This is a genomic window from Enterobacter sp. ku-bf2, from assembly GCF_001742765.1.
GTDB lineage: Bacteria > Pseudomonadota > Gammaproteobacteria > Enterobacterales > Enterobacteriaceae > Enterobacter > Enterobacter quasiroggenkampii.
In genome coordinates this window covers 1,377,126-1,403,142 of sequence record NZ_MDVW01000001.1, presented here as the reverse complement: position 1 = coordinate 1,403,142, position 26,017 = coordinate 1,377,126, and the positions used below count along the sequence as shown (strand labels likewise).

The 26,017-nt window shown below is 55.1% G+C and carries 27 protein-coding genes; 12 read left to right on the top strand and 15 right to left on the bottom strand.

Features of this window, described 5'->3' with window-relative positions; all coding sequences use genetic code 11:
- Positions 1–9: 9 nt before the first annotated feature.
- The 4 genes from pqiA (at position 10) to rmf (ending at position 3,894) form a co-directional block, all read left to right on the top strand.
- Positions 10–1,263, top strand: a complete 1,254-nt coding sequence (pqiA, locus tag BFG58_RS06785) for a membrane integrity-associated transporter subunit PqiA (RefSeq protein ID WP_008499934.1) — start codon at positions 10–12, stop codon at positions 1,261–1,263.
- A gap of 4 nt (positions 1,264–1,267) precedes the next feature.
- Positions 1,268–2,908, top strand: a complete 1,641-nt coding sequence (gene pqiB / locus BFG58_RS06780; RefSeq protein ID WP_024907768.1) for an intermembrane transport protein PqiB — start codon at positions 1,268–1,270, stop codon at positions 2,906–2,908.
- A complete protein-coding gene (gene pqiC, locus BFG58_RS06775; RefSeq protein WP_045908366.1) occupies positions 2,905–3,471 on the top strand; it encodes a membrane integrity-associated transporter subunit PqiC in 567 nt (188 codons plus the stop codon). The genes pqiB and pqiC overlap by 4 nt, the downstream gene beginning before the upstream one ends.
- Positions 3,472–3,726: 255 nt before the next feature.
- Complete coding sequence (gene rmf, locus BFG58_RS06770) at positions 3,727–3,894, top strand: ribosome modulation factor (RefSeq protein ID WP_013097261.1); 168 nt, start codon at positions 3,727–3,729, stop codon at positions 3,892–3,894.
- A gap of 71 nt (positions 3,895–3,965) precedes the next feature.
- On the opposite strand, the gene fabA is transcribed toward rmf, so the two are convergent.
- The gene (fabA, locus tag BFG58_RS06765; protein WP_008499931.1) at positions 3,966–4,484 is read right to left on the bottom strand and encodes a 3-hydroxyacyl-[acyl-carrier-protein] dehydratase FabA; all 519 of its coding nucleotides are present in this window, start codon (positions 4,482–4,484) and stop codon (positions 3,966–3,968) included.
- A 68-nt stretch (positions 4,485–4,552) separates the two neighbouring features.
- Positions 4,553–6,313: a Lon protease family protein gene (locus tag BFG58_RS06760; protein WP_069719498.1), complete on the bottom strand. Its 1,761-nt coding sequence runs from the start codon at positions 6,311–6,313 to the stop codon at positions 4,553–4,555.
- Positions 6,314–6,499: 186 nt separating this feature from the next.
- Here BFG58_RS06760 and matP point away from each other — a divergent pair, with 186 nt between their 5' ends.
- Positions 6,500–6,952 (top strand): macrodomain Ter protein MatP, encoded by a 453-nt coding sequence (matP, locus tag BFG58_RS06755; protein WP_008499929.1) that lies wholly within the window; start codon positions 6,500–6,502, stop codon positions 6,950–6,952.
- A gap of 68 nt (positions 6,953–7,020) precedes the next feature.
- Here the strand turns inward: matP and ompA are convergent, their stop codons facing one another.
- Both ompA and sulA read right to left on the bottom strand, forming a co-directional pair.
- Complete coding sequence (gene ompA, locus BFG58_RS06750) at positions 7,021–8,076, bottom strand: porin OmpA (protein WP_008499928.1); 1,056 nt, start codon at positions 8,074–8,076, stop codon at positions 7,021–7,023.
- Positions 8,077–8,430: 354 nt separating this feature from the next.
- On the bottom strand, positions 8,431–8,940 hold the full coding sequence (sulA, locus tag BFG58_RS06745; RefSeq protein ID WP_032637628.1) for an SOS-induced cell division inhibitor SulA: 510 nt from the start codon (positions 8,938–8,940) through the stop codon (positions 8,431–8,433).
- Between the two features lie 217 nt (positions 8,941–9,157).
- Between sulA and BFG58_RS06740 the strand changes: the two genes are divergently transcribed.
- A complete protein-coding gene (locus BFG58_RS06740; protein ID WP_023618860.1) occupies positions 9,158–9,784 on the top strand; it encodes a TfoX/Sxy family DNA transformation protein in 627 nt (208 codons plus the stop codon).
- On the opposite strand, the gene yccS is transcribed toward BFG58_RS06740, so the two are convergent.
- On the bottom strand, positions 9,741–11,903 hold the full coding sequence (gene yccS, locus BFG58_RS06735; RefSeq protein ID WP_069719497.1) for a YccS family putative transporter: 2,163 nt from the start codon (positions 11,901–11,903) through the stop codon (positions 9,741–9,743). The two genes, BFG58_RS06740 and yccS, sit on opposite strands and share 44 nt — an antisense overlap.
- A 19-nt stretch (positions 11,904–11,922) precedes the next feature.
- Entirely contained in the window at positions 11,923–12,369 is a 447-nt protein-coding gene (locus BFG58_RS06730; RefSeq protein ID WP_023343701.1) for a YccF domain-containing protein, read from the bottom strand.
- Positions 12,370–12,492: 123 nt separating this feature from the next.
- Between BFG58_RS06730 and helD the strand changes: the two genes are divergently transcribed.
- On the top strand, positions 12,493–14,547 hold the full coding sequence (helD, locus tag BFG58_RS06725; protein ID WP_069719496.1) for a DNA helicase IV: 2,055 nt from the start codon (positions 12,493–12,495) through the stop codon (positions 14,545–14,547).
- A gap of 59 nt (positions 14,548–14,606) precedes the next feature.
- On the opposite strand, the gene mgsA is transcribed toward helD, so the two are convergent.
- Both mgsA and BFG58_RS06715 read right to left on the bottom strand, forming a co-directional pair.
- Positions 14,607–15,065, bottom strand: coding sequence for a methylglyoxal synthase (mgsA, locus tag BFG58_RS06720; RefSeq protein ID WP_069719495.1), 459 nt, complete (start codon positions 15,063–15,065; stop codon positions 14,607–14,609).
- A gap of 80 nt (positions 15,066–15,145) precedes the next feature.
- Complete coding sequence (locus BFG58_RS06715; protein WP_045908361.1) at positions 15,146–15,808, bottom strand: DUF2057 family protein; 663 nt, start codon at positions 15,806–15,808, stop codon at positions 15,146–15,148.
- Positions 15,809–15,981: 173 nt separating this feature from the next.
- Here BFG58_RS06715 and BFG58_RS06710 point away from each other — a divergent pair, with 173 nt between their 5' ends.
- A complete protein-coding gene (locus BFG58_RS06710) occupies positions 15,982–16,395 on the top strand; it encodes a CoA-binding protein (protein ID WP_028012609.1) in 414 nt (137 codons plus the stop codon).
- 37 nt (positions 16,396–16,432) lie between these two features.
- Here BFG58_RS06710 and hspQ read toward each other — a convergent pair whose 3' ends face one another.
- Together hspQ and rlmI are read right to left on the bottom strand one after the other, a co-directional pair.
- Positions 16,433–16,750, bottom strand: coding sequence for a heat shock protein HspQ (hspQ, locus tag BFG58_RS06705; protein ID WP_008499919.1), 318 nt, complete (start codon positions 16,748–16,750; stop codon positions 16,433–16,435).
- A 60-nt stretch (positions 16,751–16,810) separates the two neighbouring features.
- Entirely contained in the window at positions 16,811–18,001 is a 1,191-nt protein-coding gene (gene rlmI / locus BFG58_RS06700) for a 23S rRNA (cytosine(1962)-C(5))-methyltransferase RlmI (protein ID WP_069719494.1), read from the bottom strand.
- A gap of 169 nt (positions 18,002–18,170) precedes the next feature.
- Between rlmI and BFG58_RS06695 the strand changes: the two genes are divergently transcribed.
- Positions 18,171–18,980: a DUF4225 domain-containing protein gene (locus tag BFG58_RS06695; RefSeq protein WP_048222367.1), complete on the top strand. Its 810-nt coding sequence runs from the start codon at positions 18,171–18,173 to the stop codon at positions 18,978–18,980.
- On the opposite strand, the gene BFG58_RS06690 is transcribed toward BFG58_RS06695, so the two are convergent.
- Positions 18,977–19,291, bottom strand: coding sequence for a hypothetical protein (locus BFG58_RS06690; protein ID WP_069719493.1), 315 nt, complete (start codon positions 19,289–19,291; stop codon positions 18,977–18,979). The genes BFG58_RS06695 and BFG58_RS06690 overlap by 4 nt on opposite strands.
- A gap of 201 nt (positions 19,292–19,492) precedes the next feature.
- On the opposite strand from BFG58_RS06690, the gene BFG58_RS06685 reads away from it, so the two are divergent.
- Genes BFG58_RS06685 through yccX form a run of 3 tightly spaced genes read left to right on the top strand, consistent with a single transcriptional unit; the run spans position 19,493 to position 21,142 of the window.
- Entirely contained in the window at positions 19,493–20,050 is a 558-nt protein-coding gene (locus BFG58_RS06685; protein ID WP_069719492.1) for a kinase inhibitor, read from the top strand.
- A 10-nt stretch (positions 20,051–20,060) separates the two neighbouring features.
- Complete coding sequence (locus BFG58_RS06680; RefSeq protein ID WP_069719491.1) at positions 20,061–20,849, top strand: AraC family transcriptional regulator; 789 nt, start codon at positions 20,061–20,063, stop codon at positions 20,847–20,849.
- A gap of 11 nt (positions 20,850–20,860) precedes the next feature.
- Positions 20,861–21,142 carry an acylphosphatase gene (gene yccX, locus BFG58_RS06675; RefSeq protein WP_023617863.1) on the top strand — a complete coding sequence of 94 codons (282 nt, stop codon included), beginning with the start codon at positions 20,861–20,863 and terminating at the stop codon, positions 21,140–21,142.
- On the opposite strand, the gene tusE is transcribed toward yccX, so the two are convergent.
- The 4 genes from tusE to BFG58_RS06655 all read right to left on the bottom strand — a co-directional run bounded on the left by tusE (position 21,139) and on the right by BFG58_RS06655 (position 25,975).
- Positions 21,139–21,468, bottom strand: a complete 330-nt coding sequence (gene tusE / locus BFG58_RS06670) for a sulfurtransferase TusE (protein ID WP_008499913.1) — start codon at positions 21,466–21,468, stop codon at positions 21,139–21,141. The two genes, yccX and tusE, sit on opposite strands and share 4 nt — an antisense overlap.
- Before the next feature lie 68 nt (positions 21,469–21,536).
- On the bottom strand, positions 21,537–22,088 hold the full coding sequence (locus BFG58_RS06665; protein ID WP_023617861.1) for a LuxR C-terminal-related transcriptional regulator: 552 nt from the start codon (positions 22,086–22,088) through the stop codon (positions 21,537–21,539).
- A gap of 10 nt (positions 22,089–22,098) precedes the next feature.
- Entirely contained in the window at positions 22,099–23,256 is a 1,158-nt protein-coding gene (locus tag BFG58_RS06660) for a CfaE/CblD family pilus tip adhesin (protein WP_069719490.1), read from the bottom strand.
- A gap of 1 nt (position 23,257) precedes the next feature.
- Positions 23,258–25,975, bottom strand: coding sequence for a TcfC E-set like domain-containing protein (locus BFG58_RS06655; protein ID WP_069719489.1), 2,718 nt, complete (start codon positions 25,973–25,975; stop codon positions 23,258–23,260).
- Positions 25,976–26,017 lie beyond the last annotated feature (42 nt).

Genomic DNA, 26,017 nt, shown 5'->3' with positions numbered 1-26,017 from the left:
GGATAACATATGTGTGACCAGCACCATGCCGACAGGCATATTTTATGCTCGCAATGCGATATGCTCGTGGCGTTGCCAGAGCTTGGTCACGGACATAAAGCCCTGTGTCCACGTTGCGGTGCGACGTTGACAACCGAGTGGGACGCGCCGCGGCAGCGTCCCACTGCTTACGCTCTGGCAGCCTTGTTTATGCTGCTGCTCTCCAATCTCTTCCCCTTCATCTATATGAAGGTGGGGGGGATCACCAGCCAGGTGGATTTGCTTGAAATCCCGGGCGTGATGTTCTCGGAAGATTACGCCAGCCTGGGGACCTTTTTTCTCCTGTTTGTCCAGATAGTCCCGGCTTTTTGCCTGGTCGTCATCCTTTTGCTGGTGAACCGCGTCAGGATGCCGGCACCGCTGAAAATCCGACTGGCGCGTATTCTTTTTCAGCTCAAAAGCTGGGGGATGGCCGAGATCTTTCTGGCGGGGATTCTGGTCAGCTTCGTGAAGCTGATGGCGTACGGGGACGTGGGGATTGGCAGCAGCTTTATTCCCTGGTGTCTGTACTGCGTTCTGCAGCTGCGCGCCTTCCAGTGTGTGGACAGGCGCTGGGCGTGGGACGATATCGCGCCAGCGCCGACGCTTGCACAGACGGTGAAGGTCGGGGTGCCCGGCATTCGCCAGGGGCTTCGCTCGTGCCCGTGCTGTACCGCCGTGCTGCCCGCCGATCTCGACGTCTGTCCGCGCTGCGAAACAAAGGGGCACGTACGCCGTAAAAATAGCCTGCAGTGGACGATGGCGCTGCTGGTCACGTCCGTCATGCTGTATCTGCCAGCCAATATTTTGCCAATCATGATCACCGATTTGCTCGGCGACAAAATGCCCTCGACGATCCTCGCCGGGGTGATACTGCTCTGGGGCGAAGGTTCCTATCCGGTCGCTGGCGTCATCTTTATCGCCAGTATTATGGTGCCCACCTTAAAAATGATCGCCATCGCCTGGCTCTGTTGGGATGCGAAAGGGCATGGGAAACGCGATAGCGAACGCATGCACCTGATTTATGAAGTGGTCGAGTTTGTCGGACGCTGGTCAATGATTGACGTGTTTGTCATCGCCGTTCTCTCTGCGCTGGTGCGGATGGGCGGTTTGATGAGTATTTATCCTGCGATGGGGGCTTTAATGTTTGCACTGGTCGTGATCATGACCATGTTTGCGGCCATGACCTTCGACCCTCGTTTATCGTGGGATCGTGAGCCTGAATCAAGCCATGAGGAAGAGTAAGAGCATGGAAAATAAGAGTGGAGAGGCGAAAGTGCAGAAGGTCAAAAACTGGTCTCCGGTGTGGATTTTTCCCATCGTGACTGCGCTGATCGGTGCCTGGATCCTGTTTTATCATTACAGTCATCAGGGACCGGAAGTGACGCTGATAACCACCAATGCCGAGGGGATTGAGGGCGGTAAAACGACCATCAAAAGCCGTAGCGTGGATGTGGGCGTGGTCGAAAGCGCAACCCTGACGGACGATTTAACCCATGTGGAGATTAAGGCGCGCCTTAATGCCGGCATGGAAAAACTACTGCACGGCGATTCCGTTTTCTGGGTCGTCAAGCCGCAGGTGGGGCGCGAAGGGATCAGCGGCTTAGGGACGCTGCTTTCGGGCGCCTACATTGAGCTGCAGCCCGGCGCTAAGGGTAACCAGCCAGCCAAATACCAGCTCCTGGACTCACCGCCGCTTGCGCCGCCTGATGCCAAGGGTATCCGCGTGATCCTCGACAGTAAAAAAGCAGGTCAGCTCACGGCGGGCGACCCGGTTCTGTTCCGCGGCTACCGGGTCGGGTCGGTTGAGAAAAGCACGTTTGATCCGCAGAAACGCGCGATCAGCTATCAGCTCTTCATCAATGCGCCAAACGATCGCCTGGTCACCAGCAACGTCCGTTTCTGGAAAGACAGCGGGATCGCGGTGGATCTGACTTCGGCAGGTATGCGCGTTGAAATGGGTTCGCTGACCACGCTGTTTGGCGGCGGCGTGAGTTTTGATGTGCCAGAAGGCCTGGATTTGGGCCAGCCGGTTGCAGAGAACACCGCTTTCCGTCTCTTTGACGATCAAAAAAGCATTCAGGATGCGCTCTATACCGATCACGTTGACTTCCTGATGTTCTTTAAAGACTCCGTTCGCGGCCTGCAGCCGGGGGCGCCCGTTGAGTTCCGCGGTATTCGCCTCGGTACGGTTGGGCAAGTGCCGTTCTTCGTCCCGGGTCTGAGCCAGATGCTGGATGATGACTATCGCATTCCGGTGCTGATCCGCATTGAGCCGGAGCGTCTGCTAAACCAGATTGGCGAAAATCAGGATATTGCAGCCCATATCTCTCAGCTGATGGAACGCGGTTTGCGCGGGTCGCTGAAAACCGGCAACCTGGTCACCGGTGCGCTGTATGTGGATATGGACTTCTACCCGAAAGCACCGCCGATTACCGGTATCCGTGAATTCGGTGGCTATAAGATCATCCCAACGGTGAGCAGCGGCCTGGCGCAGATCCAGCAGCGTCTGATGGAGACGCTGGATAAGATCAACAATCTGCCACTGAATCCGATGATTGAAGCGGCGACCGGGTCGTTACATCAGAGTCAGGAGACAATGCAGCGCCTGCAAACCACGCTGGATAACATCAACAAGATCACGGCGAGCCAGAGCATGCAGCAGCTGCCGCAGGACATGCAGAAAACGCTGCGTGAGCTGAACCGCAGTATGCAGGGCTTCCAGCCGGGTTCAGCAGCCTATAACAAGATGGTGGCAGATATGCAGCGTCTTGATCAGGTCCTGCGTGAACTGCAGCCTGTTCTGAAAACGCTCAACGAGAAGAGCAACGCGCTGGTGTTCGAAGCGAAAGATAAAAAGGATCCTGAGCCGAAGAGGGCAAAAGAATGAAAAAGTGGCTATTGATGGTTGGCGCTCTGCTGTTAACGGCGTGCAGTTCAGGGGTAGAGAATAAAAGCTACTATCAGCTGCCTGTGGCGACCCACAGCGGCGGGCAAAGCACGGCGAGTCAGGGAAACCGTCAGCTGTGGGTTGAACAGGTTGCCGTGCCGGATTATCTGGCAGGAAACGGCGTGGTCTATCAGACCAGCGACGTTAAATATGTGATTGCGACCAACAACCTGTGGGCCAGCCCGCTGGATCAGCAGCTGCGCAACACGCTGGTGGCCAATCTGGGTAGCCAGCTTCCGGGCTGGGTTGTCGCGTCGCAGCCGCTGGGTAACGATCAGGATACGCTGAACGTCACCGTAACGGGCTTCCACGGCCGCTATGACGGTGCAGTGGTGATCAGCGGGGAGTGGTTGCTGAATCATCAGGGGCAGCTGATTAAGCGTCCTTTCCATCTGGAGCTGAAGCAGCAGAAGGATGGCTATGACGAAATGGTGAAAGTCCTGGCTCAGGGTTGGGCGCAGGAGTCGGCCAGTATCGCGAGAGAGATTTCCCGGCTGCCATAAGTAAAATTCATCATCAAAAACCGCAATCGGTCTGTTGCTGATTGCGGTTTTTTTTCGTTTTCACTTCAGGTTGTTACTTGTGCCACGTCACAATTTTTGTACAAATGATCTTCCAGGTAGCTCACAAATATGACACCCGTATGAATTTTGAACATTGACGATGCGACTAATTCGGGGTATTCGTTATCTGTGCCTGTGCAGATAGTGCAGACACTGTTTTCTTTCCACCAGACAAAAGAATGAGGGAAACGAGGCATGAAGAGACAGAAACGAGATCGCCTGGAACGGGCTCATCAACGTGGTTATCAGGCCGGCATCGCTGGACGTTCTAAAGAAATGTGTCCTTATCAGACGATAAATCAAAGGTCACAATGGCTTGGAGGCTGGCGAGAAGCCATCGGCGACAGGGCACTCATAGCCTGATAACGTCTCTTTTAAAAAAGAAACCTCCGCAATGCGGAGGTTTCGCCTTTCCGGGGGTGCAAAAAGCACGATCAGAACGCGGACGTGTCCTGGAACAGGCCAACCTTGAGGTCGCTTGCGCTATAGATCAGACGACCGTCGACCAGCACTTCGCCATCTGCCAGGCCCATAATCAGGCGGCGGTTAACGATGCGCTTGAAGTGAATACGATAGGTCACTTTCTTCGCTGTAGGCAGAACCTGGCCGGTGAATTTTACTTCGCCTACGCCCAGCGCGCGGCCTTTACCTTCACCACCCAGCCAGCCCAGATAGAAGCCAACCAGCTGCCACATCGCATCCAGACCCAGACAGCCAGGCATTACCGGATCGCCGATAAAGTGGCAACCGAAGAACCACAGGTCCGGGTTGATATCGAGTTCTGCTTCTACGTAACCCTTATCGAAGTTGCCGCCGGTTTCGGTCATTTTCACGACACGGTCCATCATCAGCATGTTCGGGGCCGGTAACTGTGGGCCTTTCGCGCCAAACAGTTCACCGCGACCAGAGGCAAGAAGATCTTCTTTTGTATAGGATTCGCGTTTATCTACCATGTTCTCAGTAAGCCTTATTTTAGTGAAGGACGCAGGATAGCTAACACGTGTACGCTGAACAAGTCCGATCAGTTCGAACTAAACCAGCCCAGCCAGCGTAACGGCCATGGATAACGATGACGAGCATCCTGCTGTGTCGCCTGAGCAATACGCTCCTGGATAGTCTGCATCAGGGTGGTTTGCCCTTCGCCATCCCATACCAGGTTTGTCAGTAAGGGTAGTGCATCCTCAATCCCTTCGATGGCCCAGATAGCGAACTGCTCTTGTTCAACCGCATCCAGGATCTCCTGACTGAGGCTTAAATGGCGTGCGTTGGGAGCCGGAATAATCACACCCTGCTTGCCGTTTAAACCGCGCTGCTGACAGATTGAGAAGAAGCCTTCAATTTTCTCGTTGAGACCACCCACAGGCTGCGCACGACCAAATTGATCCACCGAACCGGTGATCGCAATGTTCTGATTGATGGGCACTTCCGCCAGGGCGCTAATTAAGGCGCACAGTTCAGCCATAGAGGCGCTATCGCCATCCACTTCGCTGTAGGACTGCTCAAAGGTCAGCGAGGCGGAGAAGGGGATCTGTTGCTCAAGCTGCAGTTCAGACATCAAAAACGCCTGCATGATCATCATGCCTTTGGCGTGAATGTTTCCGCCCAGCTCGGCTTTGCGTTCGATATCGGTAAACTCGCCATCGCCAATATGCACAACGCAGCTGATACGAGACGGCTCCCCAAACGCGCGCGGATGGCCAGGAAATTCAATCACCGACAGGGCGTTAATCTGCCCGACGCGTTCGCCTTCGGTTTCCACCAGAATTTGTTCCAGCAGAATTTCATCCTGCATACGGTCAGCAAGATAGCCTTCTCGCCACTCTCGCTGAGCCAGCATCTGGGTGAGTTGTTCTCCGGTGAACGCACCGTTACCGCTAATCACACCTACTTCACGCAGCTGCTTGCCGATCCAGAGCGGGCAGAGTGGCAGCGTTTCCTGGTCACCGGTATAGCGCACCGCTTCGCGGATCAGGCCTGGCCACGCGTCAGCCGCAGGCGTTGGCAGCGCAAAACGTTCGGCAACGGCCATCACCCACTGACACCACTGCGCCATATCGTCGGCATCGGCAATCTGGATATTGTCTTCGTATTCGCTATATACCGCCTGCTCAGCCAGTTCCGGCTCCATTTCCTGGAAGTCCGCCAGCGATTCACGATCGCCCGTCAGCACGACGGTTAACGACAGCGGCATAGACGGAACAGAGACGGGCAGAGGACGGGACTCATCGTAGCCGACCCAGTCGAAACGCTGCTGGTGCACGATGGTTTTCAGACGCATCCACAGCAGCGGCTGCGAGAGCAGGGTACGCAGTGAGATAATCAGAACACCGCCATTTGCGCGATGTACCAGCCCCGGCTGCAGCGAAAGCTCGCCGTTAAACTGGCGCAGACAACCAAAGAGTTGTTCTGCCTCGACCCAGTTCGCGGTAATCACCTCGCCCTTGGCGGCAAAACGACCGTCGGCCTGTGCCGCCGGTTCGAAAGTGACATCATGTCCCGTAATACGATACTGGCCGCCAAAAACGGCATTCGCTTCCGGCTTTAACTGACGCACGGCATCCCCGAACAACGTCAGGTATTCCGCTTCTTCCGGGGCTTTGAGCAGCATAAAAGGCGCAGTTGCCCATGGGCTTAATGCCTGCTCCAGCGCGTAATGCAAACGGGGCTGCGTATCGCTAAGGATGAATTCGTGTTCTTTTGCGAGATCTGGCTGTGCAAACAGTTCCTGATAACTTTCGGTATCCGGAACAAGGTCACGCCATGCAAGTTTCGTAATGGTCAAAGTTGATGTTTTTTAGTCAGATGTAAAAGCGTGGAGTATACCGTAAGCGGGGGGCTGTACCCAAGCAGGATTGGGGATTTCGACAGGGTGATTGGCTGCATTCACTCACAGGATATGATTTCTTTTCAGCAGATTGCTAAAAAACTGATATTCTGAACAGAGTTACGTGGTAACACTGAGATCGCAATGAAATATCAACAACTGGAAAATCTCGAAAGCGGCTGGAAATGGAAGTACCTGGTCAAAAAGCACCGTGAAGGGGAGCTGATCACCTGCTACATCGAAGCCAGCGCTGCACAAGAAGCCGTGGATATTTTGCTGACCCTCGAAAATGAACCGGTACAGGTTAACGGCTGGATTGAGAAACACATCAATCCTGCCTTGTTAAACCGGATGAAGCAAACTATCCGTGCGCGACGCAAACGGCATTTTAATGCTGAGCATCAGCACACGCGCAAAAAATCAATCGACCTGGAATTTGTTGTCTGGCAGCGCCTGGCCGGGCTGGCACAACGACGGGGCAAAACGCTGTCGGAAACCATCGTGCAGCTGATTGAGGATGCAGAACATAAAGAGAAATACGCCAACCAGATGTCGACACTGAAGAACGACCTTCAGGCGCTGTTGGGTAAAAAGTAGATTTTTTTACTTTTCTTCAGACAATAAAAAAACCCCGCATTGCGGGGTTTTTTTTATAAGACGATARCTTATGCCGCTGGCTGAGTTACAACGTCTTTGATGCCTTTAACTTCGATCTCTACGCGACGATCTGGAGCCAGGCAGTCGATCAGTGCAGCGCGAGCTTTCACGTTGTCACAGGTGTTGCCAGTAACTGGGTTAGATTCGCCCATACCACGTGGGGAGATCTTGTTAGCTGGGATACCTTTAGAGATCAGGTAATCAACAACAGACTGAGCACGTTTCTCAGACAGTTTCTGGTTGTAAGCGTCAGAACCGATACGGTCGGTGAAGCCCAGAACCACTACAGAACCGTCTTTAGGATCCAGGTTGCTCAGCTGGGTGTACAGCTGATCCAGTGCCTGCTGGCCTTCTGGTTTCAGAGTCGCTTTGTTGAAGTTGAACAGAACGTCAGACTTCAGAGTGAAGTGCTTGGTCTGTACTTCTGGAGCTGGAGCCGGCGCTGGAGCAACAACTGGTGCTGCTTCTTCCTGCTGGCCGAAACGGTAGGAAACACCTACGCTCAGCATGCCGTTGTCTGGACGAACACCAACGGTGTTGCCGTCGCCGATGTTGTTAACCCACTGGTATTCCAGACGGGTAGCGATGTCACGGGTCATAGCCCACTCAACGCCACCAGCGAATACTGGGGAAACACCGGTGTCATGGTCGTCGCCAGCGATGCTGTTGCTGGAGTCAGCGCGCCATACCATGCCGCCCAGACGGGTGTACACGTCCAGATCGTCAGTTACTGGGTAACCCAGTTTAGCGGTCAGCTGAACGCCCTGTGCTTTGAAAGCGCCGTTTACGGTGTCGCCTTTGTATGGCATACGACCTAACCAGTCGTAACCCATTTCAAAACCAACATACGGGTTAACCTGATAGCCACCGAACGCACCTGCACCAAGCTGGCTCTCGTGAGTTGGGCCATCATTGTTCAGGCTGCTGTTGTACCAGCCAGTGTCGTGGAACTGAGACCAGCCCAGTTTACCACCTGCATACCAGGTATTATCTTTCGGAGCGGCCTGCGCTACGGTAGCGAAGCCAGCCAGTGCCACTGCAATCGCGATAGCTGTCTTTTTCATTTTTTGCGCCTCGTTATCATCCAAAATTCGCCATGAAAGTCTCAAGAGAGAATCACGGTTAAATCCTTCACCGGGGGGCGTGGTCAAATATAAATCTACCGATATCTTCGGCTTAGGCCGAGCACCCCTGGCGATGTAAAGTCTACAACGTAGCTGAAAACTTACAAGTGTGAAGTCCGTCAGGCATATGAAAAAAAAAGTTCCGTATACCGATTATTTAACATTTTTCGAACGAATTTTGTGCAATAAAATTAAGGAGAACCGCACCAGACAAGCCTTGCCGCAATTTTGAGGTCGGGAACTAAAACCTCATCTTGCGGTCAAAAAAAATTCCAGGAAAAATCTTAATTTCACTCAATGATACAAATTTGAGTGAATTTTTAGCCCAGAAAGTTGTCCTCTGCGGTAAGAATCCGATCGAACCGGACGCATAATGAACCCGATCGCATTCCCTTCTTCAGCAGCTTCAGTCAGGCGGAAATGTTCCTCTTCCGTCAACTCTTCCGGTAACCAGCCAATCACCACGCTGTAATTCCCTGTGCGTAACGCGCGGATCATCGACTCAACGGTATCGCAAGGCGAGAGCTGATTAATCTGCATGACCTTGGTCAGCGGAAGGCCAGCGGACTGAACCCACTCGCGGCTCAGCTTTTGCTGTGGCGTGAGCCAAAGCTGCCAGCGCGATTGCTGACCAAGCTGTTGTAATAACGGCAGTAACAGAAGTTGCGTTAACAAGGGCTGGTCTTCACGATAAACCACTTCACTGATAAGCCCTGTGGAAACACGCTCGACGGAATTCTGCGCGACATTGCCTGCGGCAGAAGAGAGAGAGATTGCGCGATTTGCATAGCCTGAAGTGTGCATATTCATTCCAGCCCTGTAGTTACTGTATGGATATACAGTAACCCCTGTATGCCCAAAGATCAACCTCATTTTCGGAAAGCGACTCGCAAAATTCATTCAATCTTGATGCCCCTCGAAAAATCATCTTGCTCAACGACAATAAGTTGCCTATTTTCCTGCTAACGGATCCGCTAGTAAGAAATTTTGTTGTTAGTCTATGATTCTGAAGGGAAATATCATGAAAAAGATATCTTATGAACGGATTTATAAATCCCAGGAATACCTGTCCCCGTTGGGCGAGATTCATCATCGCGCGCTGTTTGGCGGCTACACCCTGGCGGTGGATGATGCGGTCTTTGCCATGGTGTCCGATGGCGAACTTTATCTTCGTGCGTGTGAGGAGAGTGCAAAATACTGTGTAAAAAACGCCTCCTCCTTTTTGACGTTGATGAAGCGAGGCAGACCGGTGCTGCTCAACTATTATCGTGTGGATGACGGATTATGGCAGGACAGGGAGCGGTTGCTTCAGCTCTCCTCGTTTGCGCTCAGTGCAGCAAGGAAAGAGCGCTACCAGCGTCATCAACGAAACCGTCTTAAGGATCTGCCGAACCTGACCTTTCAGCTTGAAGTCTTGCTCTTTGAAGCCGGTATCACCAATGAAGAAACGCTGCGGGCGCTGGGCGCCAGAGCGAGCTGGCTGAAGATGCGGGCAAAGAATAAAGCGCTCAGTATTAAAGTTCTCTTTGCGCTGGAAGGGGCTATCGAAGGGCTGCATGAGGCGGCACTCCCGGCAGGCATCCGCCGGGAGCTGACGGAGTGGTTTAATGCGCTGCCTGAGCCACAGGAGAGTCGTTCCTCCAGGTAGCGATGTGCTGTTGCAGCCGGCAAATTTCAGGCAGCAGAGCGATAAGCAGGCCTATCTGCTGAAGAACCAGCGGCGCTTTGCTGTCGTTTCCCGGATCAAGATGCGCAATGCGTTGAGCCAGTTCATCCAGAGCCTGTTGCACACGCGGTTCATCGGCTGGGCGGTGATGCAGTGCATCATCGACATAGCAGACGGCGTCATCAAGAAGGTTGAGAATTCCCGGGTTGGTGAGCTTCTCACGGTGGGCCCCCAGCGTCGAAATATAGCTGGTGAACGTATGGTTAAGGCAAAGCAGGCGAAACGCGGTCTCACGAATCTCAGCCGTGGCGCGCGGCTCCGTTGACATGTTAGACACAACGGAGGCCAGTTCAGCATCACTGTTATGCGCGTCGCGACGTGCTATCCGGTAAGCCAGACGGTTATCACGGCCCTGGTGATACTGCTCCAGAATAGCGTCAAGGTAACGACAGTTGGCATTCATCGCCCTGTCTACCACGCGCGGCAAATTGCGAAAACGCCAGTCCGGCCAGATAAAGCTGACCGCGGCCCAGGCGATCGCGCAGCCAATCAGCGTATCAATCACGCGGGGCAGGGCGACTTCAAACCCTTCACCCAACAGATTAAAGCAGAGCAGCACCAGCAGAGTGATGAACATGGTGGCATGGGCGTACTGCACGTTGCGAAACGCGAAAAACAGCACGCCGGTGATCACGATCAGAATCAGCTGCCCTTCGACGGAAGGCACGAAATAGAGCACTGGTAGGCCGATTGCGACGCCGACCAGCGTGCCGATAATGCGCAGCGCAAGACGGTGCCGGGTGGCGTTATAGTTCGGCTGACAGACGAACAGGCTGGTCAGCAGGATCCAGTAGCCATGATGCAGCCCGGTTATCTGGATAAAGGCATACCCCACGCAGAGCACCAGCGACATTCTCACCGCGTGGCGGAAGAGAGCCGACTCCGGGGTAAAGTTGCGGCTCAGGCGAAGCCACATATCGCTAAAACTGTGCACGCTGTCATCAGCAAGCTGATTGTCCACTTCACTGCCCGGAAGCGCCATCGCCTGCTCGGACTCAATGGTCGCCAGCTGTGCGTCAATCGCCCGCAGGTTGTTCAGCAGAAAGCCCAGCGCTTTGATATGTTCCGGTGACGTTCCGCTGGCCTGAACGCGGTCGAGCGCGGCGTCAAGATGGCTGAAGACGCGTTCAAAACGTGGGTCATGCTGATAGGGCGTGCGCAGCAGAATGGAGCGCGAGAGCTGCTGGCACGCCTGGGACTGCATGGACAGCAGGCGCTGGAAGCGGAACATCACGTCGCTATAGCGGAACTTCTCGCGCAGGGCGGCATATTGAACGTGCGAGGAGCTGGCACGTTCATGAATGTCCTGAGCGGCAAAATAGTAGTGTAAGGTTCTTCGCGTTCCGCGCTGACCGCGATCGCCGCGCAGACGGGTCAGCAGAGAGGCTTTTGTCTGGTTAAGGGTGGCGACCAGTTGGCCATTTGCCAGCGCCAGATCGTAGAGCGGCGCCTGGCTTTCTTCCTCGATATCCGGGTCGAACAGCCGGGATTTCAGTTCCAGATAGTGGGCTAGCTGCTCAAAGCTGCGGGCAAGGTTGTCCTGCAGAGGGCGGACCGGGAAGAGCAGATGACCGGTTAAGGTCAGCAGGTTATACCAGATGGCACCGAGCAACAGCAGAACCGGCTGCTGGTACCACTGGTCGTAGAGGGATGCGCCCAGCATGGTGTAGATGGCGATCAGCAGGGCGCCAAACGCGATAGTGGCATAGCGCTGCCCAAGGCCGCCCAGCAAAATAAACCCGCTGGTTGAGAGCGTCAGACCCAGGGCAAACAGCCAGGGCCAGGGGAAAAGTAACTCAACGGATGCTGATGCAATAAAAAAGCAGATGAGCGTGATGACAAGGTTACGTAAACGCCCGGCCAGACGATCGTCCAGGTCCGCCAGCGCCCCGGCCACGACGCCCAGCGTGAGTGGGATGGTGAGCTTGACATCATTCAGCCACCAGGGCAGGGCAACCGTGCCGCAAAGCGCGATAAATATCCTGACGTTATAAAGCCAGGTGCTGTTCCAGGTATAACGGCGAAGCAGTGGGCTTAGCATAAACGCGGCCAGTCCTTAGTTACTGAAAACGACGACGCGCATTGGCTTCACGCGCCGCCTGGGCCACTTCGACCGGAACAACCCTGCGCCCGACGGGCCAAAGAGCGATCGCGGCGATCTTAAAGTTCGCGATCCCCACCGGAATACCAATAATCGTGATGCACTGCGCAATACCGGCAAAAATATGCATGATGCAGAGCCACCAGCCGAAGAAAATCAGCCACAGAATGTTCAGCAGGGTTCCGCCCGTATTCATCAGGGCGTTTTTGTTCTCCGGATTCAGCTCGTCAACGTGGATGGCTTCATTCCCGTAGGGGACGAAGGAGAGTTTTGTGATTTCCCAGCAGGAGCGGGTCAGGGGGAGCGTAAAAATCAGGACGATGCTCACCAGCGTGGCAAAAAGCCAGGAAAGGGTGGTGGCAAAACCGCCCAGCACAAAATTCAACACATTCAGAACGGTACGCATAAACCCTCACTTCCTTTCGATAAAATTAACGCCCAATGATTGTAACGTTTTTTTAGGCTGGAGCACCTTAAAACTGGCAGTTACACTGTCAGGTAAATTATCTCTTCGTGGATTTGGCGGAACATGGAACTGAAAGCAACGTCGTTAGGCAAACGTCTGGCGCAACACCCATACGACCGGGTGGTTCTCCTTAATGCCGGGGTGAAAGTCTCCGGAGAACGCCACGAATACCTTATTCCGTTTAATCAGCTTCTGGCTATCCACTGCAAACGCGGGCTGGTGTGGGGCGAACTGGAGTTCGTACTGCCTGACGATAAAGTCGTGCGTCTTCACGGCACCGAGTGGGCAGAAACCCAACGTTTTCATCATCACCTGAACGCGCTCTGGCAGCGGTGGAGTCAGGATATGAGCGTGATTGCCGCCGGGGTGCTTCAGAAGGTGCTGGACGATATCGCGCAAAGCAACGCGCAGCATTCTTGGCTCACCCGTCAGCAGACCGCCGGGCTACAGCAAAAAATCCGGCAGGCACTCTCGGCGCTGCCGATCTCCGTGACGCGTCTCGAGGAGTTTGACAACTGTCGCGACGCTTGGCGCCAGTGCCAGGCCTGGTTGAATGATAAGGATAAAAGCCGGCTCGCCCATAATCAGGCCTGGACGGACGCCATGCTCACCCAATACGCCGACTTTTTCAGTACGGTGGAGTCTTCGCCGCTCAACCCAGCCCAGGCGCGCGCGGTGGTTAACGGCGAGCAGTCGCTGCTGGTGCTGGCGGGGGCCGGTAGCGGTAAAACGTCGGTGCTGGTGGCCCGTGCCGGCTGGCTGCTGACCACCGGGGAAGCGGTCGCCGATCAAATTCTGCTTCTGGCCTTTGGTCGCAAGGCGGCCCAGGAGATGGACGAACGGATCCAGGAACGTCTGCATACCCGGGATATCACGGCCAGAACCTTCCATGCCCTTGCCCTGCATATTATTCAGCAGGGCAGTAAAAAAGTGCCTGCTATCAGTAAGCTGGAAAACGACGCGCAGGCGCGTCAGGCGCTGTTTATCAAAACGTGGCGCCAGCAGTGCAGTGAGAAAAAGGTGCAGGCGAAAGGATGGCGTCAGTGGCTCGAGGAGGAGCTCAACTGGGACGTGCCGGAAGGCAGCTTCTGGCAGGATGACAAACTGGCGCGTCGGCTGGGTTCACGGCTTGACCGCTGGGTCAGCCTGATGCGAATGCACGGTGGAACGCAGGCAGAGATGATTGAAAGCGCGCCGGAGGCGATCCGCGATCTGTTTTCGAAGCGGGTCAAGCTGATGGCACCGCTGCTGAAGGCCTGGAAAACCGCGCTGAAAGCGGAAAATGCCGTTGATTTTTCCGGCCTGATCCATCAGGCCATCATCATTCTTGAGAAGGGGCGTTTTGTCAGCCCGTGGAAGCATATTCTGGTGGATGAGTTCCAGGACATTTCTCCGCAGCGCGCAGCATTGCTCTCAGCGCTGCGGGCGCAAAATAAGCATACCTCGCTGTTTGCGGTGGGGGATGACTGGCAGGCCATCTATCGCTTCAGCGGGGCACAGCTTTCGCTGACGACCGCATTCCACCACTATTTTGGCGAAGGCGATCGCAGCGATCTGGACACGACCTACCGCTTCAATTCACGGATTGGTGAAATCGCCAACCGCTTTATCCAGCAGAACCCGCATCAGCTGGCAAAACCGCTCAATAGCCTGCGGCAAGGGGATAAAAAAGCCGTGACCCTGCTGGCGGACGATCAGCTGGAACCGCTGCTGGACAAGCTCAGCGGTTACGCCAAGCCCGATGAGCGTATCCTGGTGCTGGCGCGTTACCATCACCTCAAACCCGAGGCGCTGGAAAAAGCGGCCACCCGCTGGCCGAAACTGCAGCTTGAATTTATGACGATTCACGCCAGCAAAGGGCAGCAGGCCGACTATGTGATTGTCATGGGGCTGAAAGAGGGCAGCGACGGTTTCCCGGCTCCGGCCCGCGAGTCGGTCATGGAGCAGGCCTTGCTGCCGGTGCCGGAAGACTTCCCGGATGCCGAAGAGCGGCGTTTGCTGTATGTGGCCATGACCCGCGCGCGCCATCGCGTGTGGCTGCTGTTCAATAAAGAGGAGCCATCCGTGTTTGTCGATATTTTGAAGAGTATTGATGTGCCGGTGGCGCGGAAGCCTTAACGAAGACGGGCAAGGATGGTTAGGCCGGGTAAGGCGTAGCCGCCACCCGGCAAAAAAAGCTACTTCAATCTCTCTGAAAGATAACGCTGATAGTCCGGAATAAGGATATCTACCGGTGAGTTAAACTGCTGCGATTCGATGATGAAATCCGCCGTCGAGAGGTTTGTCGCCACCGGAATATTCCACACCGTCGCCAGACGCAGCAGGGCTTTGACATCCGGGTCGTGCGGAACCGCGTTCAGCGGATCCCAGAAGAAGATCAGCACATCAATCTTCCCTTCGGAGATCTGCGCGCCGACCTGCTGATCGCCACCCATCGGGCCGCTCAGCATGGCGTTCACCTCCAGACCCGTTTCGCGCTGGATCAGGTTACCGGTGGTGCCGGTTGCCGACAGGGCGTGCTTTTCCAGCAAAGACTGATGGCGGCGAACCCAGTTAAGCAGCATTTGTTTACAGTGATCGTGCGCCACCAGAGCAATGTGTTTGCGTTCCGGGAGCGTGCGTGTTGTCAGTTCCATAATCATATCCATCAGGTTAACTGCCTACACGATGACGGGAACCGTTTGACGCTGCAAGAGAAAGGCGTAAAAAATGTGGCTTATGATGAAGGTTGTTGTTTTGCCCACTGTAAAAACCGGGCCCGCGTGTCGGCATCGGCCTGCTGGAACCAGAATTTAAGGCGTTGTTCCGTCAGGGTCTGGGACTGGGGAGGAATGACGTCCAGTTCTGAGACGCCGGAAAGCAGCGTACTGTCGTCAGCCATCATGGTGGCAAACTGAGGAAGCGACGCGCGTTTCCCCGCTTTGTTATAGGTCTGCGTCGCGGCCTCGTAGTCCGGACCTTTCGGTGAGGTCGTCAGCGCCAGAATATCCAGCTTCACCGGAATCGGCATCGCATCCCCGTCCAGCAGTTCAATGCGGGGAGACGCGTCGAAAGCCGCCGATTCCTTCTCGGTTTCAAGACGAGGCAGGGTAATGTTGACCTGACTGATTTGCCGGGTATTAAAGCTGACAATCAGCGGCGGGGAGATATACATCCTTTGCTCGTGATTCGCCAGACCGATCGATTTTTCCACCCGGAATACCAGCTGATGCGGCCCGTTATCCAATTCGATGCTGTCCGCACCGCGCAATAAGGAACTGGAGACCTTTTTTCCGTCCAGTACCAGGAGATCAATATCGGTAGAGAGCCGGAGCGTGGTAGCAAAAACGCAGACCGGCATCACTAACGCAATCAGAGCAGTGGCAATACCGGTTTTCATAGAAGGCTCCCGTCAGAAATCCTGTCGCCGCATTAATGTATCTAAATTTTTCGAGAATCATGTTTACTAACATATAGACATATTTCGCCGTTTTGCCCTCATGCGTCGGTATGGGATGGATGGTTGAGATGTGCGGTTTGGCGTACACTTTTAAAAAAGCCAGGAGAAAAACCATGAAAGAGAACGATATTGCCGAGATTCTGACATCCACGCGTACCATTGCGCTGGTGGGCGCGAGCGATAAACCCGATCGTCCAAGCTATCGGGTGATGAAATACCTTCTCGATCAGGGCTACCACGTCATCCCGGTCTCGCCAAAAGTGGCGGGGAAAACCTTACTGGGCCAGCAGGGTTATGCCACGCTCGCTGACGTGCCGGAAAAAATTGATATGGTTGATGTCTTCCGAAACTCCGAGGCGGCGTGGGAAGTGGCGCAGGACGCTATTGCCGTCGGGGCGAAAACGCTGTGGATGCAGCTGGGCGTGATTAATGAGCAGGCTGCGGTGCTGGCGCGGGATGCGGGGTTAAAGGTCGTCATGGATCGCTGTCCGGCGATCGATATCCCCCGTCTGGGGCTGGCGAAGTAATAAAAAAAAGCCCGTTCATCGGGCTTTTTTTACACGCTTAGTTCCGCAGGCGCGGAGCCTGTAACTGTTTGCGGATAGTCTGAGCAAGTTCATCCATAGTGGGTTGCTCCGGATGCTCTTCCTGCAGCTCGCTGCTTAGCTGCGCTTCAGCAAGATAGGTGTGAACGGGTTGTCCATCATCCCCCTCCATCACCACATGGTACCAGGGCGCGGCGCGAAGCTCTGCGTTCACCGCCAGTTCGTCTGCTGACGGTTCATCAAGGGAATACTCCGGGTCGATATCCACGACCACACCCAAATACCCGAGCAAAGTGTGGCGGACCTGCTGGCCGATACCGAATTTGCTGGCAATCATAGTCACCTCCCGGGAAATACGACTTACACGTTATGTGCGGGCAATATTTCTCTTTTCAAGTTACATGACGCGACAGGCAAACCCTTTCAGATACAGTCCTTCCGGGTAGGTAGCAATCACGGGGTGATCGGCTGCCTGACGGAACTGCTCTATAAATTGTACATCACGGCCAGCATCTATTGCGGCATCGGCGATGATTTTCTGAAATAAATCTGTGGTCATCAGGCCGGAGCAGGAGAAGGTGAGCAGAACCCCGCCCGGGTTCAGCAGCTGGATGGCCAGCATGTTAATATCTTTATACCCGCGGCAGGCGCCCATCAGCTGGCTTTTGTTCTCCACAAACTTTGGCGGATCCATCACGATGACGTCGAACTTCTCGCCCTGATCGCGGTATTTACGCAGCAGCTTGAAGACGTCGTCGCGTATAAATTCGGCTTTGCTCAGATCCAGCTTGTTCAGCTCGACGTTTTGTTTAGCCACGTCCAGCGCTTCCTGCGAGGTATCCACGCTAACCACCTGGGCACAGCCGCCCATCAGCGCCGAAACGGCGAAACCACCGGTGTAGGAGAAGCAGTTCAGCACGCGCTTGTCGGCAACGTACTGACGCGTAGCCAGGCGGCTGTCGCGCTGGTCAAGGTAGTAACCCGTTTTATGCCCGCCCTGAATATCTACCAGCAGCTTCATGCCGTGTTCTTCAATCGGCAGCAGGGCAGGCGGCAGCTCACCCGTGACCGGGCCCTGCGTCAGCTCCATGCCCTCTTTTTTGCGCACCGCCACGTCGCTGCGGTCGTAAATAGCACATTCCGGGAACAGGGTTTGCAGGGCGCTAATCAGCGCGGCACGCTGGTATTCCGCCCCGGCGCTCAGGAGCTGTAGCACCAGGAAGTGGCCGAAGCGATCGATGGTCACGCCCGGCAGACCGTCGGACTCACCGGCAATCAGGCGATAGCTGTCCAGCCCGTCGCGTTTTGCCAGCCACTCACGCCACTGCTGCGCCTGCTGCAGACGACGCACGAAGAAGTCGATGTCGATGGTTTCGTCTTTATCGAAGGTCCAGACGCGGGCACGGATCTGGGACGCTGGCGAGTAGGCGCCTCGCGCTAACCATTTCCCCTGGTGGTCCACGATATCAATGGTTTCACCGAGGCTGGCTTTGCCTTCCATACGGGCAACCGCGCCGGAAAAGACCCAGGGATGACGGCGCAGTAATGATTTCTCGCGCCCTTTGGCTAACACTAAACGTACACTCATAATTTGCTGTTCTGTCGATTTCAGGGAAATGGCGCGTAGAGTAGCACATCAAAACGGATCAGAGCTTGTTGAAATCATTTTCTGTTGTTCCTGATCGCGTCGCACATAAAATAATCAAAGCGATGGAGTAATTAAGCTCGTTACCGTTAAAAAGCCGGAGGGAATCAAAATGGATATTGCGTTACTAAATAAGGGAAGAAACAGGGCATGGTCTGAGACCATGGTTAATCTGGAGGCGCGTAAGCTCGTTGATACAGCCAACCAGTTATCAGCCTTCTACCTTCAGGACGGGCTTTGTCGTATCAAGTTTGTAGAAGAAATAAAACAGGTCGTTGAAAAGGAGTTTGCAACAGCGCGTCGTGCCAGAACAGATGAAGAATGTATGGTTTGCATCAAGAATCTTCGAGCTGAAACGGAAAATCTTCGTGAGCAAGAGCATCTGCTAAGAACCCGCGCCGCGCAGCTTTATGCAAAAGTCGAGTTTGTCAGGGAAAATAATAAAATTGTCGGATATGTCATTTCGGCAGTGAATGTTGTGCTATCAGGCGTCGTTTTGTTTGGTGGATTTGTGATGTTATCCACTATGGGGCCGATAGGCATGTTTGCAGGAGCTGTCCTTATTGCTGATGGAATTAACGGGTTGACCCGGGAAGTACTCAACTTTGATCTACCAGCAGGACAAAAACCTTCACAGGGAATGATTGCTGATACCGTTATGGAAACAGCTCAGTTTATGGGGTTCAGTCCCAACTCAGGATTGGCTTTTTATAACGGTGTTACTCTTGGTGCCAGTGTCTATAGTATCGCTGGACTAGCCCGAAAAACGGGAGCGTGGAGATTGTTTCGATGGCTTCCACACGATTACTATCGCAAAGTCAGTACGATGGGCGCGCCTAAACTCACGATGAAGATTGTCGGATATGGCGTTAAAGCCAAGGTCATTTTTGATCTGATAACAACAGATAACGGAATCCGTTAATCTCTGGTGCTTTTTCGGTAACGCCAGGATTTATACGACAGTACAGGAGGCTGTGCGAGAGTCATAATGCTTACCCCTATGATAATCGCCAGCCCCCACGCCAATGCTTTGAGAGGTGAACTGAAAACGACAAGTATAATCAGGATCGTGAAGCATACACTGGCTACCCAAAGTAAGGTATTAAATCGACGGGCGAGATCGTAAATCGCCTTTTCAAGCGTTCCACCGTATCTCTCAACGTTATTTTTTATCTTCTGCAAGTCAGACAGTGTGAAACCAGAACGCAACAGAGCTTCATCAGTGACATTCATATCGTTTTCCTTTCACGCAAAAAATCCCATTTACTGTTTGTACACGTACATACTCACGGTGCGTAGAGTAGCACATTCAGCAAGGCGCAATCATCTGCGGATGCCGTTGAGCGTTTCGGCACAAAATCAAATCGCTTAGGCACATTGAGGCATTGTTGCGTGCTTTATCTTAGGGCTTCCGGTTCAGCAAAGGAAATACCCATGAAAAAGCGCAGTGTCATCACAATAGCCGCTCTGACGGCAATGAGTTTTCAGGTTTTCGCAGCAACGTCTTTCAGCGTGACCAGCCGGGATATCTCCGGCGATCGGCGGTTAGCGTCACCGCAGGTGTTTGAGGGATTTGGCTGCCATGGTGGGAATACCTCAGCGCAGCTGGCGTGGACAAATCCGCCAGCCGGTACGAAAAGTTTTGCCATTACGGTCTATGACCCGGATGCGCCTACCGGCAGCGGCTGGTGGCACTGGACCGTAGCCAACATTCCCGCGAAGACAATGACGCTGCCCGCTGGTGCCGGTAACTCAAATGGCGAAAAATTACCTGCTGGTGCTGTGCAGGGGCGTAATGATTTCGGTTATTCTGGATTCGGCGGCGCATGTCCCCCTGCCGGGGACAAGCCTCACCGCTATCAGATGACCGTCTGGGCGCTGGACGTGGATAAACTGCCCGTCGACAAAAATGCCAGCGGCGCGCTGGTCGGTTTTATGCTCAATAGTCACGTTCTTGCAAAGGCTCAGTTAACAGCAACCTACAGCAGATAAGGATGGCGGGGTGCAGGAGTTCCATTTTCGACATAAACATCTCACGGCGGGTGAAGTGAGTGCCAGCAAAATGCATCGCCTGCACCAGGTTAAGCTCTTTTTCCCGGCCATTTGCCATATCACTCAAGGCAGTAAGGTGATTGTGCAGGACGACAACCGCCTGGTGGCAACCCGGGATGAGCTCATCATTATTCCTGCCAATACGGCGATGGAGATCATTAATCAGCCTGCAAACGGTCTGTTTCACTCGGACTTGCTGATGTTATCGCCGGAAATTGTTGCCGAGTTTAAAGCGCATTACCTGAAATCATGGCCGCGCACGACGCTGCATTCGCTCTGCGCTCCGCTGAGCGAGGGGCTGGCGTTTATGTGGGATAACATGCTGCACGCCGTGCGTCAGGAGTTACCGGAGGCGCTGCAAAAACATCAGGCCTTCGGTCTGTTGCTGGCATTGCTGCATGACGGCGTGGCAGGTCCGCTGCTTATTGAGCGAAACAATAACCTGACCGAGCAGGTGCGACAGTTCATCATGCTGTCGCCCGCCAGAGCCTGGACCGCGCAGGATGTCGCCAGCCGTCTCGCATTAAGCGTGCCGACGCTGCGCAGGCGGTTACGCGAGGAGTCACAGAGTTTTCGCCAGATTGTGGAGGAGGTGAGGATGGGCGTTGCGCTGTCACAGTTACAGTCAACCCGATTACCGATCGGCGAAATCGCATTACAATGTGGGTATCTGTCCAGCTCTCGTTTCACCGCCCGTTTTCGGCAACACTACGGCTGTTTACCGAAAACGCTACGTTAAGGAGAAGAAGAATGTCTAAAGTCTGCACTATTGCCTGGGTTCACGGCGTCGTTCAGGGCGTCGGGTTTCGCTACAGCACGCAGCGCGAGGCTGTTCAGCTTGGGCTAACGGGATACGCGCGCAACATGGATGACGGCAGCGTTGAAGTGGTCGCCTGCGGCGAAGCGGAGCAGGTCGACAAGCTGGTGGCGTGGCTGAAAGCGGGCGGGCCGCGCAGCGCGCGGGTTGATAAGGTACTAACGGAACCGCATCAACCCGGTCGGGAGTACGTTAACTTCGGTATTCGCTACTAAATGCACTTCACCGGTTTAGGCAGGCCGGCAATTTTGGTGGCCTGTTTTGCCGGGCCTTTTGGGAACAGACGATACAGATAGCGGCTGTTGCCTTTCTCTTCACCGAACTTATTGGCCATCGCCTTGACCAGCATGCGGATGGCCGGAGAGGTGTTGAATTCAAGGTAGAACTCGCGGACAAAACGCACCACTTCCCAGTGTTCGGGGGAGAGGGTAATGCCTTCGTTTTCCGCAATTTTCTCCGCCAGCGGTTCGCTCCAGAGCGTCGTATCTTTCAGATAGCCTTCGCTATCGGTCTCAATTTCCTGGCCTGCAAAAATGAACATAATCTTCTGTCGTAGGTGAAAAATCGGCGACAGTGTAGCAAAAAAGCGGGCTCAGGATAAACCGTGACCTACAGGAGCAGCTGAAGCAGGTTGTTGGCATTGAGCTTCTTCAGCGCGTTGCATTTATGGGTTGAAACCTGTTTCTCCGACATGTGCGTCACGATGGCAATGTGGCGGACCGGCAACCCGGTCAGCATCAGATCGAGCACGTTGAATTCAGGAACGGTCAGACAACAGTCCAGGCTTCGAACGCGGCGCGGCTCTTTTGCCAGCAAATACGCCGCATCGGCAACGGCGATCCTGTCGTCGATGATATAAAGCGTTAGCGTACCGAAACGCTTGCGTAAATGCGTCGCCAGCGCCCACCCCTTTTCGTTGCAGACCAGATAAAGGCTGCCTTTCCAGCGGGCGGCTTCCAGCCTGAGCAAAATGTTGATCAGCGCCTGATGCGTCGCCGCCACGGAAAAACGGCAGCGGACGACCACCACGCGACGGGTAAGCAGCGTTGGCTGCCATTGTACGGTATCGCTTATGACCTCTGGCTGGACGCCCCGACGCAGCAGCGCATAGCGCAACCCTTCGGCGTAAAATCGATTATTGTCGAGAATGGCGTAACTCACGGTGACCTCGTTATAACGTGCTGGGCGTATAGATAACGCGCAGCGTGCCGGTATAGTCGCCTGCGTTTTTGCTGCTGGCAGCAAACGCAGGCGTTTTCAGGATAATCGGCGCAGGAATGCACAGTACGCTTTCGCGTCCGCCCGGCAGCACGACCTGACGCAGATACTGCGGATCGTTAGTGCCCTGCCAGACCAGGGTTTTACCGTTCGCGACCGTTTCGGTTGCGCCTGTGATGGGATTAGTGACGGAGACCCGATAATCGAGTCGATCCCGCGCGTCGGTCTGGCTTCCACCGCGCCGCCGGATAGAAAACGCCCCTTCGGCACGCCCATCTGAGGGAAGCCCGTCATCCTCAAAGCGCAGATAGGCGCGGGTGCTGGTGCTGTTTTTGCCGTCGTACAGGCACATATCCAGCGTGTTTTCCCCCTGGATCTCGCTGCCCCCGGGGCGCCCCGGGAAGTTGGTCAGGTTGAGGTTAACGATGGGCGTGGAGTGCGGAAAGGCCGGCAGATAGATCTGCTGGTTTCCTGGGTCGACCACCTCAATGCGAATATTGGCCTGCCATTTGGCGATGGTGAGATAGCCAGGACAGCCGACATTCACGTCATTGAAGTTCCCGCCGCAGTCGGCGCTTCCCCACTGGCGCAGGTTCTGCTTCAGCGTGGCGGTCCAGATCCCCGGCAGGGCGAGCTTATCCAGTTCGCTTTTCACGATATAGAAATCGAAGTAGGGCTCTCTGTTCCACGCCGGGAGGTCGACCGTTCCTCCGGTCACGAAGCTGGCGAAAATAAACACTCTGTTGTTGATAAACATGTAGTGATCGCCATACACCTTGATATCCACCGTCTTGCTGGTGAGGGCATGCGTAAAACGCAAGTTGATGGCATAAGGCGCAGCTGGGTTCGCCGAGAACCAGACCGGGGCGTTCATGCAGGCGCCGTTCGTGGTGTCAGTCCGGGACTCACAGGTCAGGGTGTTACGCCCCCACTTTTGCGGATCGGCGGGGTCATAACCACCCGATTCATGAAACCAGATGTCAAAACGCGCAGGCGGTGCCATACGATCGAAACTGATCCCAACGCTGGAGTTTCGTCCCGCGGGGGCGCCCGCCAGCGTCTGGCCGGCCCACAGGCTTAATAACAGTAAAATAAAGAGGCACTTAATCACATCATTTCCCTTTAGTGAGGCTATCGGTGTTCATGGCAGTCGGGCCAGCAGGGACCGACCGTCCGGCCAGCATCAGCTGCGCCTGCTGCTGGACGGCATCCGGCAGGGCGGAGAAGGTTAATTCCTTACAGGGAATCGAACCGACGTAACGCACGACGTCGCGCATACTCTTCACGTTCAGCGCACACTGATAAAATTGCTGCTGACGCACCAGGTAGAGGTTATGCAGCAGGGCGTCGCTTTGCGCGCTAAACCCGCCGTTGCCAAGGTCGCTCCAGCCGTTCACGTTCAGCGGCACGCCGCCGATAAACGGCGAATGGTGCTCGTCGGTTAACTGGCCAAGCCAGGTGTAGCTTGCGGTCGTTTGCACGTCCCGGCGCAGCAGTTTGCCTGGCACCATAAACAGCGTTCTGCTGCCTGACCCTTGCGTGATTTCACTGCTGGCTCCCCGGGAGACGTCCAGCGATTCGTTAATCGTCAACGTCGTCTGCTGATAGCCCGGTACCGCGAAAAGCGCGCGGCTGTTGCCCGGAATGTCTGCGCTGCCGCCGTTATCCAGCGACACGGCGACGCGCGGATCCTGAGCATCTTCCGGCGTCGCCACGTTCACCGCGACGGCGGAAGCAGGGCGGCCGTCGCTCCAGCGGCCCAGCCACAGGCCAGAACGGGACAGCGCGAGCGTTGAGCTGTAGTTGCCGCTGCTGCTCAGCGTATGGCGGCGGTCCTGACGATCCCAGGCGTCGCTGACCGTCAGGCTTCCGTTGCCATATCGTCCGCCCTGGCGCGTATAGGCTGAGGTATTCAGCGAGTCGCTGTTAATGCCCGACGCGCTGAGGCCATACTCATTTTCACCGCGGGCATCGGCATACCAGTTATGCGCCACGCTGTAGCTCAGCTGGTTTTTTTCACGCTGCTGATGCTGCCATGTCGCGCCCAAAGAGGTGTAGCTTGAGGCATCGCCCTGACGGTTATGCGCCATGGACAGGCTCACGCTCAGGTAGCCGCCTTTATCCCTGCCTTCGCGGGCGTCATCGTTACGCATAAACAGGTTAATGCTGCTGTTAATGTTCAGGCCTCGGGTGCTAAAGGCATTGCTCAGGCCAGCCTGCCAGGCCCGCGTGCGCGAGCGGGTCATATAGACCGATTCCCACGGCAGACCCGCATCGTGGCGATCGTCACTGTCCGGCAGCTCCCGGCGTGAAACGTACCGGCCTTCGTTGCGGTTATCCGAATACCCCAGGCTCGCATACCAGGCGCCGACCGGGACGGAGAACATCACCGAGAGGGTGCGATAACAGCCATTCACGGCGTCAAATCCCGCGCTTTGGGTGTTGCAGTTTTCAGCGGATAACGCGTTGCGATAGACGCTCAAAGAAAAACCGTCGTTGTAGCTGATTTGCTGAATATTGCCGCGCTGGCCTTCGCTGCCGTAGAGGTAGCTAAACCGGGTACTCAGCACGCCATCGATCGGGCCCGCGTTGAAGCCCCGGCTCCAGTCGAGCGCGTTCTCCAGGAAACGCTGGTTTTTCTTGAACGTTGCCCCGCTGGTCAGCGCCAGCGTCGGGGTCACGGGTAGACGAACGCCCACCTGCGCAACCGCGCGGCGTTCTTCGTTTTGATCGCTGTTGTCGGTTTCGCCCGCCTGCAGGAACCACTCGACGCGGTCGAATGGCGTAATGCCGGTTCGGGTAAACGGCACCTGCTCGGTGCGCGTCAGCCGGTTATTTTCATAGATGGAGAGCGTCACGGTGTAGCTCCCGTCCGGGAAAGAACGCGTGTCCAGGGTTTGCGCCCCGGCATTCAGATAGAAGCTCGCCAGTAGCTGATTTCCCCGGCGGGCATCGATACGCGCGTCATGGGAAAGCAGCACGGTAACAGGGGTTCCCTTCGACTGCTGAACCGGGTTCATCCATGCCCGTGTTGAACCCGTGCGCAGGCCGCGAATTTTGCCCAGCGGCAGCTGGCTGAGGTTGATATTTCCGCCAGCGTTACTGAACAGATCGCGGGTATCCATCTCACCTAACTGGACATAGTACTGACGCAGGATATCCTGGCGGAACCAGGCGTTGTTGACGGTGACCTCCTGCTGCTGCTGGTGCCGTGAACGCTGCCCCAGCCAGGTCCAGTCGAGATTCACGTAGCCGTCCTGGGTGAGCGCCAGCGCGCCGTTGCCCTGCACGGTTGCCGACTGATAATCCCTGTCGGCAACGAAGTTAATGTTCTGCTGATGGATCAGCGCATTTTCGGTGCCCTGAGTGGGCTGATACCATTGATTCTCTGCCGTCTGCTTAGGTAGAAATTTCTTGTCCAGGAACAGGTTAATGCGGGCGTTATTCTCGTCATAAATAATGGCCGCGCGGTCGGTATTGATGTAATCACAGCCCGTTGCGGAGCCGTTGCTGCTGCAGGCCTGGTTGCCGTTACGGGCAAGCGGAACGGCCAGCGCGGCAGACACGGTGGCAACGAGGGATGGGTCGTCATTAAACCGGCGTTTGATGGCCGCTACCACGGTTTCAGGTGCGACAAAGCTGACCGTTTCAAGCGTGATATCCGTTTCAAAAAGGCCAAGCGCCTCGCCGTAGAGGTTCACCTCAGTCCACAGGCGCTGCGTCTTCGCCAGGTCTTCAAAACCTGGCGGGACGGCCATCCCTGCGCAGGCGAGTTGGATGGAAGCGGGTAACAAAGCAACAAAGAGGAGGGTATTTCTGTGAAACGCCATGAACGAGCCTCGACATCATCCTGACGTCAGAGGGTGAGCACC

Excerpts from the sequence above, each read along its gene's own strand:
- pqiA (WP_008499934.1), top strand. The coding sequence starts at position 10 with ATGTGTGACCAGCACCATGCCGACAGGCATATTTTATGCTCGCAATGC.
- pqiB (WP_024907768.1), top strand. The coding sequence starts at position 1,268 with ATGGAAAATAAGAGTGGAGAGGCGAAAGTGCAGAAGGTCAAAAACTGG.
- pqiC (WP_045908366.1), top strand. The coding sequence starts at position 2,905 with ATGAAAAAGTGGCTATTGATGGTTGGCGCTCTGCTGTTAACGGCGTGC.
- rmf (WP_013097261.1), top strand. The coding sequence starts at position 3,727 with ATGAAGAGACAGAAACGAGATCGCCTGGAACGGGCTCATCAACGTGGT.
- fabA (WP_008499931.1), bottom strand. The coding sequence starts at position 4,484 with ATGGTAGATAAACGCGAATCCTATACAAAAGAAGATCTTCTTGCCTCT.
- matP (WP_008499929.1), top strand. The coding sequence starts at position 6,500 with ATGAAATATCAACAACTGGAAAATCTCGAAAGCGGCTGGAAATGGAAG.
- ompA (WP_008499928.1), bottom strand. The coding sequence starts at position 8,076 with ATGAAAAAGACAGCTATCGCGATTGCAGTGGCACTGGCTGGCTTCGCT.
- sulA (WP_032637628.1), bottom strand. The coding sequence starts at position 8,940 with ATGCACACTTCAGGCTATGCAAATCGCGCAATCTCTCTCTCTTCTGCC.
- BFG58_RS06740 (WP_023618860.1), top strand. The coding sequence starts at position 9,158 with ATGAAAAAGATATCTTATGAACGGATTTATAAATCCCAGGAATACCTG.
- yccS (WP_069719497.1), bottom strand. The coding sequence starts at position 11,903 with ATGCTAAGCCCACTGCTTCGCCGTTATACCTGGAACAGCACCTGGCTT.
- BFG58_RS06730 (WP_023343701.1), bottom strand. The coding sequence starts at position 12,369 with ATGCGTACCGTTCTGAATGTGTTGAATTTTGTGCTGGGCGGTTTTGCC.
- helD (WP_069719496.1), top strand. The coding sequence starts at position 12,493 with ATGGAACTGAAAGCAACGTCGTTAGGCAAACGTCTGGCGCAACACCCA.
- mgsA (WP_069719495.1), bottom strand. The coding sequence starts at position 15,065 with ATGGAACTGACAACACGCACGCTCCCGGAACGCAAACACATTGCTCTG.
- BFG58_RS06715 (WP_045908361.1), bottom strand. The coding sequence starts at position 15,808 with ATGAAAACCGGTATTGCCACTGCTCTGATTGCGTTAGTGATGCCGGTC.
- BFG58_RS06710 (WP_028012609.1), top strand. The coding sequence starts at position 15,982 with ATGAAAGAGAACGATATTGCCGAGATTCTGACATCCACGCGTACCATT.
- hspQ (WP_008499919.1), bottom strand. The coding sequence starts at position 16,750 with ATGATTGCCAGCAAATTCGGTATCGGCCAGCAGGTCCGCCACACTTTG.
- rlmI (WP_069719494.1), bottom strand. The coding sequence starts at position 18,001 with ATGAGTGTACGTTTAGTGTTAGCCAAAGGGCGCGAGAAATCATTACTG.
- BFG58_RS06695 (WP_048222367.1), top strand. The coding sequence starts at position 18,171 with ATGGATATTGCGTTACTAAATAAGGGAAGAAACAGGGCATGGTCTGAG.
- BFG58_RS06690 (WP_069719493.1), bottom strand. The coding sequence starts at position 19,291 with ATGAATGTCACTGATGAAGCTCTGTTGCGTTCTGGTTTCACACTGTCT.
- BFG58_RS06685 (WP_069719492.1), top strand. The coding sequence starts at position 19,493 with ATGAAAAAGCGCAGTGTCATCACAATAGCCGCTCTGACGGCAATGAGT.
- yccX (WP_023617863.1), top strand. The coding sequence starts at position 20,861 with ATGTCTAAAGTCTGCACTATTGCCTGGGTTCACGGCGTCGTTCAGGGC.
- tusE (WP_008499913.1), bottom strand. The coding sequence starts at position 21,468 with ATGTTCATTTTTGCAGGCCAGGAAATTGAGACCGATAGCGAAGGCTAT.
- BFG58_RS06655 (WP_069719489.1), bottom strand. The coding sequence starts at position 25,975 with ATGGCGTTTCACAGAAATACCCTCCTCTTTGTTGCTTTGTTACCCGCT.